This is a genomic window from Hymenobacter siberiensis, from assembly GCF_018967845.1.
Taxonomy (GTDB): Bacteria; Bacteroidota; Bacteroidia; order Cytophagales; family Hymenobacteraceae; genus Hymenobacter; species Hymenobacter siberiensis.
In genome coordinates, this window is sequence record NZ_JAHLZZ010000001.1 from 2809317 (window position 1) to 2824207 (window position 14891).

Consider the following 14891-nt stretch of genomic DNA (forward strand, 5'->3'; position numbering starts at 1 on the left):
TGACGAATATGCGAAATGTGAAAATGCAGCGACTACGGAAGGTTTCTATTGGAGTTGTTTAGAAAGTCCCCGAACGGTCATGCAGCGCGCTGCATGACCGCTTGAGTACCTTTTGTGACTCTCTAAACAACTTCATTATCACACCTACCACATTTCCATATTTTTTACATCTAATTTAAAAATTAGCTTTAAACAGCTTGATGGCAATGGCCAGCAGAATCACGCCGAACACGCGGCGCAGCACGTCCTCGCCGGCTTTGCCGAGCTTGCGCTCAATCCAGGGGCTGGTTTTGAGCACGGCGTACACGAACACGAGGTTGAGCATAATGCCGACCAGGATGTTGGGCAGCGTGTATGCGGCGCGGAGCGAGAGTAGCGTGGTCATGGTGCCGGCCCCGGTGATGAGCGGAAACGCCAGCGGCACAATGGAGCCGGTGCTGGCCGTGAGGTCGGACTTGAAAAGCTCGACGCCGAGAATCATCTCGAGCCCGATGAGGAAGATGATGACCGCGCCGGCCAGCGCAAAGCTTTCGTTATCGACCCCAAAAAGATGCAGAATGCTCTGGCCCAGAAAGAGAAACGCCACCATCAGACAGCCGGCTACAATGGTAGCCAGCTCGGCTTTAATCTGTCCCTCGCGCTGCCGAATCTGAATAATAATGGGAATGGAGCCGATAATGTCAATCACGGCGAAGAGTGTGAGCGTGACGGAGAATATTTGCTGGAGATTGAGCATACGGAGAAGGACTTAAGGGTAGGGTGCGGGGCTTGCCCCCGCCCGCCATTGAACCAAATCGTTGGCGCGGCGCGGGCGGCGGGCGGGGGCAAGCCCCGCATCCTACGGCGCATTATCCCGGAAACTCTTTGGCGAAGAACTGCACCAGCGCCTCCATGGCGGCATCGGGCACAGCGGGGAAGTTGGCGATGCGGATGGTGGTGTTTTTGAGCGGGCCGTAGCCGCTGCCCAGCTGCAGGCCGGCTTCCCGGGCTTTGGCTTTGATTGCATCAATTAATCCGGCATCGCCGCGCAGGCCGATGACGGTGGTGGAGCGGGTTTCGTAGTTGTTGATGAGGGGCGTGAGCGGGGTGGCCTGCTCGAAGAAAGCATAGAGCTTTTCGGCGCGGTCGGCGAGGTGCTGGTGCACGGTTTTGATGGGCTCGCGGTCGGCCAGCACGCGGCTCAGGAGGTAGATGCCCAGCACGTTGGGCGTGTAGTTGGTTTGGTGGTTGAGCATCTGGCTCAGCATGGCGGGCAGGCCGTTGTAGTGGCTGCGGTCGTTCACCAGCTTGGCCTGGGCCACGGCGCGGGGCGACAAAATCATCACGCCCAGCCCGGCGGGCAGTCCGAAGCACTTCTGCACCGAGCCGTACCAGATGTCGGCTTTGATGTACTTCAGGTTCAGGCCGGCCAGCGAGCTGGTGGCATCCACGGCCAGCAGGGCCCCGCCGAGGCGGTTGTACAGGTTCAGGATGAAGCCTTCGCGGAGCTGGGTGGCGGTGCTGGTTTCGTTCTGGGTGATGCACACCAGGTCGGTATCGTCGGGGGCGAAGGGTAGGCTGGCAATGTCGGGCAGCTCATCGAGCCCGAAGCTCAGGCCCGTACTGGCCGGCCGAATGGCCTTGGCGTACTTATACCACTTCTCGCCGAAGTCGCCGTTGTAGATGTGTAACGAGCGGCGCGGGGTGAGGCTCTGGGCCAGAATTTCCCAGCACTCGGTAGCCGAGCCGGTGAACAGGATGGTATAGTCCTGCGGCACGTTGAGCTTGGTTTTGAGGTCGGTCACGGTCTGGCGCACCAGGGCGGTCACCTTTTCGGAGCGGTGCGGGGCCGAGAGCCAGCCCTCGTCAAATGCATCGGTGAGGTACTGCCGAACGGCGGGATATATGGCCGAAGGCCCGGGATTGAAAGTATACATTTATCTGAACCGCGGATTTATCGGATTTATCGGATTTTGGGGACGGCTCCTGGGGGAACGGTCGCGGCAAAGGTCGTATTGCACGGCCGTTTATTCATCGCCGCCGTCATCCTTTCGCCCCATCAATAAATGGCCGGAAGTACTCCACCAGGCAGCGTCACCCACTGAATCCGACTAATCGGCCGAATCCGCTGCATCAGTGGCTCGGCCTACACTCGAAATCCGACCCGCTTGGGCGTCTGGTTTACGAACCACTGCACGGCCAGCCGGTAGCTTTCCAGCCCGAAGCCGCTAATGCTGCCCGCGCAGTGCCGCCCAAATAGGCTTTTCTGGCGGAAGTCTTCGCGGGCGTGCAGGTTGCTCAGGTGCACTTCCACCACGGGCGTGTTGATGGCGGCCACGGCATCGGCCAGGGCTATACTGGTGTGCGTGTAGCCGCCGGCGTTGAGCACGATGCCGTGGTGCGTGAAGCCGATTTCGTGCAGCTTATCCATAATTGCGCCTTCGTGGTTCGATTGGAACTGCGTGAGCTTCAGCTGCGGGAAGGCTTCTTCGAGCTCGGGGAAAAAGTCTTCGAATGAGCGGTTGCCGTAGATGCCGGGCTCGCGGCGGCCGAGCAGGTTGAGGTTGGGGCCGTTGAGAATGAGAATGTCCATGTTGGAGAGGCGGTGAGGGAATGAGGTGGGGTACAAAAGAACGTCATGCAGAGCGCAGCGAAGCATCTTGCCCGTAATAACTAACTCATCCGATTGGATTGCTGGTGGCGGGCAAGATGCTTCGCTGCGCTCTGCATGACGTTCTTTGAACTCCGAAATTCTTCCCCCAACCCATGACCTGGCCCCAAGCCCTCAAACAGTTCGACGGCTACCTGCGCCTCGAAAAGTCGCTCTCGCCGAACTCGGTGGAGGCCTACGTGCGCGACATCAGTAAGCTCCAGCAGTTTCTAATCATCCAAAAGCTGCATCTTGGCCCCACCCAGGTGAGCACCGAGGTACTGCGCGAATTCCTCAGCACCCTGCAAGGCCTGGGCCTGAGCGCCACCTCCCAGGCCCGCACGCTCTCGGGCCTGAAGGCGTTTTTCAGCTTCCTCATCATGGAAGACTTGCTGAAAGTTGACCCCACTGACACCCTCGAAGCCCCCAAAACCGGCCGCCACCTGCCCGACACCCTCAGCTACCCCGAGGTGGAGCAGCTCCTCGCCGCCATCGACCTGAGCACCGATGAAGGCCTGCGCACCCGCGCCCTACTCGAAGTGCTGTACTCGTCCGGCCTGCGCGTGAGCGAGCTCTGCGACCTGCGCCTGAGCAACATCTACGCCGACGAGGGATTTATGAAAGTGGTGGGCAAGGGCAATAAGGAGCGGTTGGTGCCCGTGGGGGGCGAGGCCCTCAAGCAGCTCAATTTCTATCTCAGTGGCGTGCGCGGGCATCTCGACATCAAACCCGGTAGTGAGGACTTTACCTTTCTGAGCCAGCGTGGCCGGCCGCTCTCGCGCATCACCGTGTTCACCACGCTCAAAAAGCTGGCCGAGCAGGCGGGCCTGCGCAAAACCATCAGCCCGCACACCCTTCGCCATTCCTTCGCCACGCACCTGATTGAGGGCGGGGCCGACCTGCGCGCCGTGCAGGAGATGCTGGGCCACGCCAGCATTACTACCACCGAGATTTATACCCACCTGGACCGGGACTTCCTGCGGCAGGTGATTACCGAGTTTCATCCGCGTAGTTGATGGGGTGGGGGAGGCGAGGAATAGGGAATAAGGGAATGGAAGTGTCATCCTGAGCGCAGCGAAGGATGACAGCTGCCCCCAATTCGTCTATTCCCGTTCTCTCACATCCCGCCCGCATTGTGTAAATTTGACCTTTCTGCACCCGTCGAATGGCCGATAATCGTTATAAAACCCCTCCCGCCGGCCCCTCGGCTAACCGCCCGAACGAGCCCAAAGCCAATCGGCGCAACGAGCCGCGCCCCAACGCGCCGGCTCCCGAGGCCGCCCCCGCTGTTCGCCCGCAGCCCCGCCCCGCTGCTGCCAACGTGCCCAAAGCCGCCCGCGCCGCCCAGGCCCCGGCGGCGAAACCCGCCAAGCCACCCCGCGCCCCGCGCGGCCCCCTGCCCGGGGTGGGCAACCTGCTGCCCCTGCTGCGCGACCGCCGCTTTCACCTCTTCGTGGGCTTCGGGCTGTTGCTGGGCAGCCTCTACCTCACCATTGCCTTCACGTCCTTCCTATTCACTGGCCACGCCGACCAGAGCGTGGTGGGCGCCATGAGCACCCTGACGGTGAAGGAAGCCGGAGCAGAGTCGCACAACTGGCTGGGTCTGCTCGGGGCCTGGGCCGCCGAGCTGCTGATTTACAAGCTGTTTGGCGTGGCGGCATTTGCCCTCATTCCCATCGTATTTTTTCTGGGATATAAGATTGTGTTCCGCACCGCGCCGGTTTCGGTGAGCTACGTGCTGGCGTTGGGCCTGTTCAGCATGGTCTGGCTGAGCATTTTGCTGGGCTACGTGGTGGTGTCGCTGGCTGCGCCAGGGGCCGACCCCGTGCTGGCCCACCGACTCGATTTCCTGTGTGGCGGCGTGGGTTTTGAAGCTGCTTCCTGGCTCGATAGCCTCATTGGCTGGGGCACGGTGCTGCTGCTGGCCTTCGCCCTGATTTCGTTCGTGGTGTTCTTCTTCAACGTTACCAGCCTCAACCTGGGCCGTTTCCGCAGCCTCAGCACCGAGGACGATGCCGACGAAGACGCCGAGCTGGAAGCTGAAATTGCCGCCGAGCAGGCGGCTGCCGTCCAGCCGGTAGCCCCGGTAGCGCCCGCCGCCGCCGCCATGACCCTGAAAACCCGCCCGGCCGCGCCAGAGGCTACGGTTACATCCTCCGCCATGGTTGCCGCTGGCGGGGCCCAGGCCACCGGTCTGGCGCTGGAGTTCGATGCTGATGATGAGATAGAGGAGGCTCCGGCACCCGTAAAAGAATACGAGCCGGCCCCCCGGCTCGGCGCGGGCCTGCCGCTGGCCGTAGCCGGTGCGATGGTTGCCCCGGCCGTTGTGGCCGCTACTAGCGCGGCTACTTCGGCTGCCTCAACAGCTGCCGCCGCACTGCCATTGGCTGTTTCCGGCCCGTCGTTTTCTATCGAAATGCCCACGGCGGAGGAGGAATTTTCTGTGGTGCCGAGCTTACCCGCGTCCACCATTCCCACGCCGCTCTCGCTGGCCGACTTGGCCGATGGCGACGCCCCGCTGCCCGCATCCAAGTCCCCCGGTCTCCAGGTCCCGAAGTCCCTTGAAATTACCGTGCCCGGCCGCGACGACCTCGACCCCAACGCCGGGGCCGACATTGCGGCCGTGGCCGATGAGGACGAGGACCCCGACGCCATGCCCGCCGGCAACTACGACCCCACGCTGGAGCTCTCGCGCTTCCAGTTCCCCACGCTGGAGCTGCTCAACGACTACGGCATCGCCAAAGCGCAGGTAACCAAGGAGGAGCTCGAAGCCAATAAGGACCGCATCGTGGAGACGCTGGGCCACTACGGCATCAGCATCGCCAGCATCAAGGCCACCATTGGGCCCACGGTCACGCTCTATGAGATTGTGCCCGAGGCCGGCGTTCGTATCTCCAAAATCAAGGCCCTGGAAGACGATATTGCGCTGAGCCTGGCCGCGTTGGGTATTCGTATCATCGCGCCAATTCCCGGCAAGGGTACCATTGGCATCGAGGTGCCAAACACCAAGAAGGAGATGGTGAGCATTCGCTCGGTGCTGGGTTCGGAGAAGTTCGCCAAGACCGAAATGGACCTGCCCATTGCCTTCGGCCGCACCATCACCAACGAGGTTTTTGTGGCTGATTTGGCCAAGATGCCCCACTTGCTGATGGCCGGCGCCACGGGCCAGGGCAAGTCGGTGGGTTTGAACGTGATTCTGGCCTCGCTGCTCTACAAGCGCCACCCGGCCACGCTGAAGTTTGTGCTCGTTGACCCCAAAAAGGTGGAATTGAGCATCTTCAACAAGATTGAGCGCCACTACCTGGCCAAGCTGCCCGATACCGACGAGGCCATTATCACCGACACCAAAAAGGTGGTGAACACGCTGAATTCGCTGTGCATGGAGATGGACCGGCGCTACGACCTGCTCAAGGAAGCCGGCTGCCGCAACCTGAAGGAATACAACGCCAAGTTCATCGAGCGCCGCCTCAACCCCAAGAAAGGCCACCGCTTCCTGCCCTTCATCGTGCTGGTAATTGACGAGCTGGCCGACCTGATGATGACGGCCGGCAAGGAGGTGGAAACCCCCATTGCCCGCCTCGCCCAGCTGGCCCGCGCCATCGGTATTCACCTCATCGTGGCCACGCAGCGCCCCTCGGTGAACGTGATTACCGGCATCATCAAGGCCAACTTCCCCTGCCGGATTTCCTTTAAGGTGACCAGCAAAATTGACTCGCGCACCATTCTGGATACCGGCGGGGCCGACCAGCTCATCGGCCAGGGCGATATGCTCTTCTCAGCCGGCTCGGACCTGATTCGCGTGCAGTGCGCCTTCATCGACACGCCCGAGGTGGACCGCGTCTGCGACTTCATCGGCGAGCAGCAGGGCTATTCCGATGCCTACCTGCTGCCCGAAGTGGCCGGGGCCGACGGCGACGCCGGCAGCGGCAACGAAGAAATGGACCCCTCCGAGCGCGACTCCATGTTTGAGGATGCCGCCCGCTGCATCGTGCTGCACCAGCAGGGCAGCACCAGCCTGCTCCAGCGCAAGCTGAAGCTCGGCTATAACCGGGCCGGCCGCCTGATTGACCAGCTTCAGCACGCCGGCATCGTGGGCCCGTTCGAGGGCAGCAAGGCCCGCGACGTGCTCATTCCCGATGAGTACCAGCTGGAGCAATTGCTGAACAGCATGAAGTAGCATACGCTTTAGCTTGTGCACGAGCAGAGCGAGTATCGGTGGCCGCGCCGTTCAACGATTTTACTCGCTCTGCTCGTGCACAAGCTGAAGCTTATGCTACTTTTTTCTCTTCATCGGCACTTCATTGGGATTTTGGCCGGACGTTTGTTAAACGAAACACGTATCAGGCTTTCCAAGCCCCGCACAAGCGCTTCTTGACCTCCCTATTTATAATGAAAAAATCAATCCCCTTCCTGCTCCTCGCGGTTTCGCTGGCACTGCCCGCCGCTGCCCAGCAGGACCCCAAAGCCGGTAAAATCCTCGACCAGATGAGCGCCAAATATCAGGCGCTTAAAGCCTTCCAGGCTACCTTTACCCAGACGCTGGAAAACCCCAGCGCCAAAGTGAAGCAGAACATCAACGGCGATATCGTGGTGAGCGGCCAGAAATTCCGCCTCAAAATTAGCGGCCAGGAAGTCATCAACGATGGTAAAACTACCTGGACCTATCTGAAGAACGAAAACGAGGTGAACATCTCCGATTCGGACCCGGATTCGCAGGATATGTCGCCCTCGCAGATTTATACGATGTATAAAAAGGGCTACAAGTACACCTACGTGCAGCAGGTGACCGAAGGCGGTGAGCCGCTCGATGTGATTGAGCTGGCCCCCGAAAACCGCCAGAATGACGTGTTTAAAGTGCGTTTAAAGGTGCGCAAGAAGGATGCTTCGGTGAAAAGCTGGCAGATGTTTAAGAAAAACGGCAACCAGTACACGTTCCTCATCAGAAACTTCAAGCCCAATCCGCCCACTGATGCCGGTACGTTTGCCTTCGACAAGGCCAAGTACAAAGGCGTGAAGGTGGTAGACCTGCGCTAGTTTTTAGGAATAGCATAATTTATGAAACGGCCCGCTTCGAAAGAGGCGGGCCGTTTTACATTTGTCCCATGCGCGAAGATTTTCTCCACTACGTCTGGCAGCACCAGTATTTTGATAAGGTCGACCTGCGCACGGCCGCAGGCGAGGTAATACAGGTGCTGAAACCCGGCCACCGCAATGCCGATGCCGGCCCCGACTTCCTGAACGCCCGCCTGCGCATCGGCGAAGTGGAGTGGAACGGGGCCGTGGAAATTCACCTCCGCGCCTCCGACTGGGCCCGCCACCAGCACCAGACCGACCCCAAATACGACCAGGTAATTCTGCATGTAGTCGGCCAGCACGATGCCGACGTGGCCCGCACCAACGGCAGTCTGATTCCCGCGCTGGCCCTGCAAACCCGCCTCGCCCCCGAGCTGCTGGCCCGCTACCAGGCCTTGGTAGATGCGCCCGCCGCCGCGCCCTTGCCCTGCGCCCCGCTGCTGAATCTGGTGCCCGAAATAACCCGCACGATGATGGCCGAGCGCGCCCTGCTTGAACGCGTCGAGCGCAAGGCCGACGACGTGATGGCGCTGCACCAGCACCTCGGGCAGGACTGGGAAGCCACCGCCTACCACGCGCTGATGGCCGCCTTCGGCTTCCAGAAGAACAGCGAGCCGCTGGCCCGCCTCGCCAAAGCCCTGCCGCTAATCGTGCTGCGCCGCCATCGCCACGACCAGCGCCAGCTCGAAGCCCTGTTATTCGGACAGGCTGGATTTCTGGTTGAAAATGAGGAGACTACTACCGATGAATACATCCGGGACCTGAGGCAGGAATACGAGTTTCTGCGGCATAAATACAGCCTGGCCGACGTCGCGCTGGCCGTGCACGAATGGAACTACCTGCGCCTGCGACCGGCCAACTTTCCGCCCGTGCGGCTGGGCCAGCTGGCGGGCTTGCTCCACGCCCGCCCGGCCTTGTTCGATGCCTTGCTCACGGCCCATAGCGTGGCCGCGCTGGCGGAGTTTTTTCAGGCCCCCGCGCCGGCGTATTGGCGGGCGCACTTCCGGCCCGGTCGGCCGGGCAAGGTGCCGGGCCTGGGCAAAAGCAGCATCGACTTACTCATTACCAATGTAGTAGTGCCACTGCGCGTGGCGTACGCCCGGTACGTAGGCCAGCCCGCGCTGGTCGAAAGCAGCGTGGCCCTGCTGTCGGAGCTGCCGGCCGAGCACAACCAGTACACCGATGTGTACGAGGCCCTGGGCTTCGCGCACCGCACGGCCGCCGACTCGCAGGGGCTACTAGCGCTGCACAAGAATTATTGCGCGCCGCGCCGCTGCCTGTACTGCTCCATTGGTAGCCGACTGGTGCAACAACCCCGCGTAGTACGGTGAAAGTAGCGCTGGCCATTTTGCTCAATGCGGCCCTGCTGGCTGGGTTATTTCCGTGGCTGCTGCGGCAGTGGCGCGAGGCCCCGGCGGGCTGGTGGCGGGCCGCCTTGGTGGTGGGGCTGGGCGTGCGCGTGGCCGTTGGCCTGGCGCGGAACTGGCATTTGCAGCTCGATGCCAAGGCTATGAGCAATCTGAGCCAGCCCATTACGGCGAAGCTGTGGGTGCATCCGGGTCAGGCGTGGCACACGCTTACGCAGGCCGTAACCCTTATTCAATCCGCGCATAATACGGCTGTTTTCCAAGGGTTTTCCAATACGTGGTTCTTTGTCAAAGTCCTGGTGTTTTTGAATCTGGCCTCGGGCGGAATCGGCTGGCTGAATGGCTTGTATCTGAGCATGTTCGCTTTTTTGGGCAGTTGGCAGCTGGTGCGGGTATTGGCCCGGGTATTCCCGGCCACGCCGGTTGGGGCGGGTGCGGTGGCTTTTTTGCTGTGGCCGTCGGTGTGGTTCTGGGCCACGGGGCTGAGCAAGGAAGCGTTGCTGGTAAGCAGCGGGGCATGGCTGACGGCCCTGGTGCTGGACCAATTGTACGGCGAGCCGGAAGGGCGACTGCGCTCCACCTGGTGGGGCCGGGCCGGCTGGTGGCTGGCGGTGGGAGTACTGGCGTTTGTCCACTTCAAAATGCGCTACTTTTTTGCCGCGCCGCTGCTGGCTGTGCTGGTGGGCATTGCGCTGGTGCGAGGGCTGCAGCTGCACGGGCTGGCGCGGCCCCGCTGGGCGCAGGCGGTGGCACTGCTGGCGGTGCTGGGCTCCGGCCTGTGGCTGGCTCAGCAGATGAGCGTGGCCTTCAGCGTGAATAAATTCACCAGCCAGGTGGTGCGCGTGTACACCTCCTTCCTGCCCAACCTGGTGGGACGGCCCCATTTCGAGTACTCAGACTTGCGTCCCACGCTAGAAAGCGTGCTTAGCTATGCTCCACAGGCGGTAGCCAATACCCTCATGCGCCCCTACCTGGGCGAGGCCAGTGAACCACGGCTGGCCGCCGCTGGCGCCGAAAACCTACTCCTGCTGGTTCTGTTGGTAGCTGCGGCCGTGAGCGCGGTGCGGGGTCGGGCGGGCCGTTTGCCGTTTGTATTGGGGCTGGGGCTGGTGATTTTCTGCCTGGTGCTGGCCGCTCTGATGGGGCTGACTACGCCCAACCTGGGCTCGCTGCATCGCTACCGCAGCGACCTGATGCCGTATCTGGTGCTGCTGCTGCTGCAAAACGACTACGCGGCAGCGGCCCTGCGCCGGCTGGGTTTTCGGGATATATAACCGTTGGTTCAGCCCTGGCATCCTGCCGAAATTACCCCTGCGGCGCGTGCCGTACCTTTGCACGGCCGGGCCTGGCAGCGGCGCAATTTGCGGCCGGCGGGCCGGGCCACTTTCATCCGAATTCCCTCCATGGAAAATCCCGTTATCATTCTTGGTGCCCAAACCGTGGGCACCGCCGCCCTCGACGCCTTTCTCTCCAACGACGTGGTCGTGTATTGCATGCTCGACGACGATAAGAAGCTGCAAGGCACAGAGCTGCTCGACGTGCCCGTAATGGGCAACACCGACGACGGCGAGCTGCTGAAGCTGCTGGGCAAAAAGTGCGAAGTTTTTGTGGCCACCGAAGACCCCGCCAGCCGCCGCAGCCTCACCCAAATGCTGCGTACCGAGTACGAAGCCGTGCCCGTAAATGCCATTCACGAGCGGGCCAGCGTATCGAACCACGCCACGCTGGGCCATGGCAACTACATTGGCCCCAACGCCGTGGTAGCCGCCACTGCCACCCTCGGCGATGGCTGCCTGGTGGGGGCCAACGCCGTAGTAGAGGCCCGCGCCACCGTGGGCGACTACGCCCAGCTGGGCAGCGGTGCCCTGCTCGGGGCCGATGTGAAAGTGGGCGAACAAGCCTTCATCGGGGCCGGTGCGGTAGTGGTAGCCGGCGTAAAAATCGGCGACAAGGCCCGTGTTGGCGCTGGCTCCGTTGTAGTGGCCGACGTGGCCAACGGCCAAACGGTATTCGGCAACCCGGCGGTGAAAGTCTAAAGGAGTTATGAGTTCAGAGTTAGGATTTTTCGCTCGTTCCCTGGCGTTTCTCCTGGCCACAACTCTGAACTCATAACTTTTAACTCATAACTCAAAAATGTATCAGGTTCTTCTTTATTACTGCTACACCCCGCTCGACAACCCCGAGCAGTTTCGCGACGAGCACCACCGCTTGTGCCTGGCGCTGGATTTGCGCGGGCGCATCATCGTGGCCGCCGAGGGGCTGAATGGCACGGTATCGGGCACGCACGAAAGCTGCGCGGCCTACATGGCCGCCGTGAAAGCCGACCCACGCTTTGCCGCACTGGAGTTTAAGATAGACGAGGTGGAAACCCACACCTTCCAGAAGCTGCACGTACGGGTGAAGTCCGAAATCGTGCACAGCAGCTTGCACCATGTGCGGCCCCACGAGAAAACCGGCCAGCACCTTTCGCCCGAAGAATTCAAGGCGCTGAAGGACCGCGACGACGTACTGGTGGTTGATGTGCGCTCGGACTACGAGTACAACCTCGGCCGCTTCAAAAACGCCATGACGCTGGATATCGAAAACTTCCGCGATTTCCCCGACCGCGTCGAGCGCCTCAAGGAATTCAAGGACAAGAAAATCCTGACCTACTGCACCGGCGGCGTGAAGTGCGAAAAAGCCAGCGCCTACCTTCTGGAGCAGGGTTTCGAGAACGTGTACCAGCTGCATGGCGGCATCATCAAGTACGGCATTGAGGCCGGGGGCGAGGATTTCGACGGCCAGTGCTACGTGTTCGACAACCGCGTGGCCGTGGATGTGAACCGCGTGAACCCTACCGTGATTTCGCGCTGCCACCACTGCCAGCAGCCCAGCGCCCGCCTCATCAACTGCGCCAATCCGCACTGCAACGTCCACCTGCCGCTCTGCGAAGCCTGCGGCAATAACCTGCAAGGGGCCTGCTCCGAAGCCTGCGCCCAGCACCCCGACAAGCGCGTATACGATGGTACCGGTACCTACCCCAAGCTCAGTAACCACTATAACCCCGCCCAGGGCCTGGCCTCCTACGCTAAGTGAGGAATTAAAAATTAAGAATTAAAAATGCCCGGCCACAGCCTTGTGCCCCGACAGTTTTGATTGAAGCTGTTTAGAAAGTCCCCGAACGGTCATGCAGCGCGCAGCGAAGCATCTTGCTCGCATCCTCAGGTCCGTTCAACGATGCGAGCAAGATGCTACGCTGCGCGCTGCATGACCGTTTGAGTACCTTTTGTGACTTTCTTAACAACTCCATTGTTAATTTTTAATTCTTCATTTTTAATTCCTTCCTATGATTCCCTCCTCCGAACTCATCCTCAACCCCGACGGGAGCATTTACCACCTCAATCTGCTGCCCGACCACATTTCCGATACCATCCTCACCGTGGGCGACCCGGCGCGGGTGGCCCAGGTGAGCCGGCATTTCGATTCGATAGAGTTTGAAACCACGCACCGCGAGTTCGTGACCCACGTAGGCTACTACCGCGGCAAGCGCCTCACGGTACTCAGCACCGGCATGGGCACCGATAACATCGACATCGTGATGAACGAGCTTGATGCGTTGGTTAACATCGACTTCATGGCCCGCGAGGTGCGCCCCGTGGAGGAGCGGCTGAGCCTGCGCATCATCCGGCTGGGTACCAGCGGCAGCTTGCAGGCCGATGTGCCCATCGGTACGATGCTGGCCACCGAGCACGCCGTGGGCCTCGACAGCCTCATGCAGTTTTACCCGCTGATGGAAACCGGCCTTGAAACCGAAATAGCCACCGAGCTGCAGCGCTCACTGGGCCTGCCGTTTGCGCCCTACGTAGTGCGCGGGTCCGATTTGCTCCGCGAGCAGCTGGGGGCCGGCATGACGATGGGCAACACGCTCACCTGCCCCGGTTTCTACGGTCCGCAGGGCCGCAGCCTGCGCCTGCCCCTGCGCCAGCCCGACTACATCTCCCGCCTGCAGAACTTCCGCCACCAGAGCGGCGAAGGCGAATTCCGCCTCAGCAATTTCGAGATGGAAACGGCCGGTTATTATTCCCTGGGCCGCCTGCTGGGCCACGAAGTATTGTCGTTGAACGCCATTGTGGCCAACCGCGCCAACGGCGAATTCGCCGAAAACGCCGGTGCCGTGGTTGATGCCATGATTGAGCGCACGCTCCAGCACTTGGTAGCACAGTAAGCGCGAAACCAGCCAGAATAAACAAGCACGGTCATGCTGAGCGTAGCCGAAGCATGACCGTTTTTCTAGCTCTCTTATAGGCTAATAAAAATCAAACCCAAGTATGGCGCGCAACGGCAGCGAAGCGCCCGATTTCAGCGTGAGATGCTCCGCATCGGCGGCCCAGATGGTGGTGCCCACGCGCTTGGTAGCCCCGTCAGTGGTCTGGAAATAGATGTCGAGCTTGCCGTGGTAGGCATTGCCCAGTGTCACGGGGCGGTCGGCATCGGCGCGGCGGCGCTGGCGGTCGGCTTCGGTGGGCAGTACGTCGGCCGGGCCGAAGTTCATATCGGCTATTTCTTCCTTCTCAACAATTTCAACAGTATCAGCGGAATAGGTGAAAGACATGACGGTAAATGAAAAGCGAATGGGTTGAGGAGAGGTACGCAAAATGCCGCCCTTGCTCTATGCAAATGATAAACTACCCGCCGGTGTCTGATGGGTTAGATGAAATCTCTAAGTTAGCTGCGCCAGAAATTCCATGGTGTCCACGCGGTCGGCATACTCCTCTACGCCCGGAGCCTGGGCCTTGCCAAACGGCACGCTGCCTGCAAACCGCCCGCTGGCCGATACCACGCACTGCGTCTGGGTTGCCACGTCGGTGAGCTGGTCCACCAGGTCGATTTCGCTGGCATACTCGGTGTAATGCACCACCGAAATGGGCGATACCAGCGCCGCGCTGCGCGTGAGCAGCAGGAAACCCGTGTCGTAGTGCGGCACGGCATTCACCAGCAGAATGCTCTTGTTGTAGTCGTAGTTGTTGTTGTATTTGTGATGATGCAGAATGGTCTCAAAGCCATGCAGCGCATCGAGCAGGGGCACAAAGTCGTAGCTTTCGGGCACGAACAGCTTGCTCACATTGCGGCAGCCCAGGCCGTAGTACTGGAAAATATCGGGTCCCAGCAGGGCCAGCTCCGCGCTGGTTTCCTGGCCCGTGAGCACGGCCACGCTAGTCCGGTTGCGGCGAATGAGGTGCGGCCGCTGGCCAAAATAGAATTCAAAGTAGCGGGCCGTATTATCCGAGCCGGTGGCGATGAAGGCATCGGCTGCGTTCAGGCGCGGCAGCACTTTCATAAAGTCCGCAAAGCGGGGCTCGATGTTCACCAGCTCTTCCATCAGCCAGGTCATCAGAGTCGTGTCGTCGGCGCTGAGCTTGGCCAGCAGCACATGGCCGCTGAGCAGCACGCACAGCAGGTCGTGGAAGCCCACCATGGGAATATTACCGGCCATCACCACGCCCACCTGGCGCACGGTGGTGGGCTCGGTGGGGTAGCGGGCGGCCCAGTGGCGCAGCGGCGCTTCGGCCAGCAGGTGCGCAATGCCGGCTACGGCAGCCGTCACGTTGGACCGGTCGAACCAGGCGTTCTGGTTGCGGGCGCGGGCCGCCAGTGCGGTCAGTTCGTCAGAATTGAGGGAGGTGAGGCGCTGGCCGAGGGCCACAAAAGCCGCTAAGCGTTCGGAATGATTCATAAGAAAAGAGGAGGGCGCAGGCCACAAATGGACGCGCGCGGAAGATTACCCGGCAAAATTGGCTGAAACTGTGCAAACCCCGTCGTTGTTGGTTAATTTTGCAGGCTCA

At 61.0% G+C, this 14891-nt stretch carries 13 protein-coding genes; 8 read left to right on the forward strand and 5 right to left on the reverse strand.

Features of this window, described 5'->3' with window-relative positions; all coding sequences use genetic code 11:
- Nucleotides 1-175: 175 nt before the first annotated feature.
- The 3 genes from KQ661_RS12145 to aroQ form a co-directional block, all read right to left on the reverse strand.
- The gene (locus KQ661_RS12145) at nt 176-736 is read right to left on the reverse strand and encodes a MarC family protein (RefSeq protein ID WP_168674278.1); all 561 of its coding nucleotides are present in this window, start codon (nt 734-736) and stop codon (nt 176-178) included.
- Nucleotides 737-848: 112 nt separating this feature from the next.
- The gene (locus tag KQ661_RS12150) at nt 849-1916 is read right to left on the reverse strand and encodes an aminotransferase class V-fold PLP-dependent enzyme (protein WP_216727151.1); all 1068 of its coding nucleotides are present in this window, start codon (nt 1914-1916) and stop codon (nt 849-851) included.
- 209 nt (nt 1917-2125) lie between these two features.
- The gene (gene aroQ / locus KQ661_RS12155; RefSeq protein WP_216727152.1) at nt 2126-2572 is read right to left on the reverse strand and encodes a type II 3-dehydroquinate dehydratase; all 447 of its coding nucleotides are present in this window, start codon (nt 2570-2572) and stop codon (nt 2126-2128) included.
- 173 nt (nt 2573-2745) lie between these two features.
- On the opposite strand from aroQ, the gene xerD reads away from it, so the two are divergent.
- The 8 genes from xerD to KQ661_RS12195 all read left to right on the forward strand — a co-directional run bounded on the left by xerD (nt 2746) and on the right by KQ661_RS12195 (nt 13273).
- Nucleotides 2746-3645 carry a site-specific tyrosine recombinase XerD gene (xerD, locus tag KQ661_RS12160; RefSeq protein ID WP_216727153.1) on the forward strand — a complete coding sequence of 300 codons (900 nt, stop codon included), beginning with the start codon at nt 2746-2748 and terminating at the stop codon, nt 3643-3645.
- 149 nt (nt 3646-3794) lie between these two features.
- On the forward strand, nt 3795-6806 hold the full coding sequence (locus tag KQ661_RS12165) for an FtsK/SpoIIIE family DNA translocase (protein ID WP_216727154.1): 3012 nt from the start codon (nt 3795-3797) through the stop codon (nt 6804-6806).
- 212 nt (nt 6807-7018) lie between these two features.
- Nucleotides 7019-7663 carry a LolA family protein gene (locus KQ661_RS12170; RefSeq protein WP_168674284.1) on the forward strand — a complete coding sequence of 215 codons (645 nt, stop codon included), beginning with the start codon at nt 7019-7021 and terminating at the stop codon, nt 7661-7663.
- Nucleotides 7664-7731: 68 nt separating this feature from the next.
- Nucleotides 7732-9033: a DUF2851 family protein gene (locus tag KQ661_RS12175; protein WP_216727155.1), complete on the forward strand. Its 1302-nt coding sequence runs from the start codon at nt 7732-7734 to the stop codon at nt 9031-9033.
- Nucleotides 9030-10343 (forward strand): hypothetical protein, encoded by a 1314-nt coding sequence (locus tag KQ661_RS12180; RefSeq protein ID WP_216727156.1) that lies wholly within the window; start codon nt 9030-9032, stop codon nt 10341-10343. Before KQ661_RS12175 ends, KQ661_RS12180 begins: the two co-directional genes overlap by 4 nt.
- A 129-nt stretch (nt 10344-10472) precedes the next feature.
- Nucleotides 10473-11105, forward strand: coding sequence for a NeuD/PglB/VioB family sugar acetyltransferase (locus KQ661_RS12185; RefSeq protein ID WP_216727157.1), 633 nt, complete (start codon nt 10473-10475; stop codon nt 11103-11105).
- 97 nt (nt 11106-11202) lie between these two features.
- Entirely contained in the window at nt 11203-12144 is a 942-nt protein-coding gene (gene trhO, locus KQ661_RS12190) for an oxygen-dependent tRNA uridine(34) hydroxylase TrhO (protein ID WP_216727158.1), read from the forward strand.
- Between the two features lie 250 nt (nt 12145-12394).
- Nucleotides 12395-13273 (forward strand): nucleoside phosphorylase, encoded by an 879-nt coding sequence (locus KQ661_RS12195; protein ID WP_216725994.1) that lies wholly within the window; start codon nt 12395-12397, stop codon nt 13271-13273.
- Between the two features lie 81 nt (nt 13274-13354).
- Here the strand turns inward: KQ661_RS12195 and KQ661_RS12200 are convergent, their stop codons facing one another.
- On the reverse strand, nt 13355-13660 hold the full coding sequence (locus KQ661_RS12200; protein WP_216727159.1) for a hypothetical protein: 306 nt from the start codon (nt 13658-13660) through the stop codon (nt 13355-13357).
- A gap of 108 nt (nt 13661-13768) precedes the next feature.
- The gene (locus tag KQ661_RS12205; protein ID WP_216688610.1) at nt 13769-14782 is read right to left on the reverse strand and encodes an acyl-CoA reductase; all 1014 of its coding nucleotides are present in this window, start codon (nt 14780-14782) and stop codon (nt 13769-13771) included.
- Nucleotides 14783-14891: the final 109 nt, after the last annotated feature.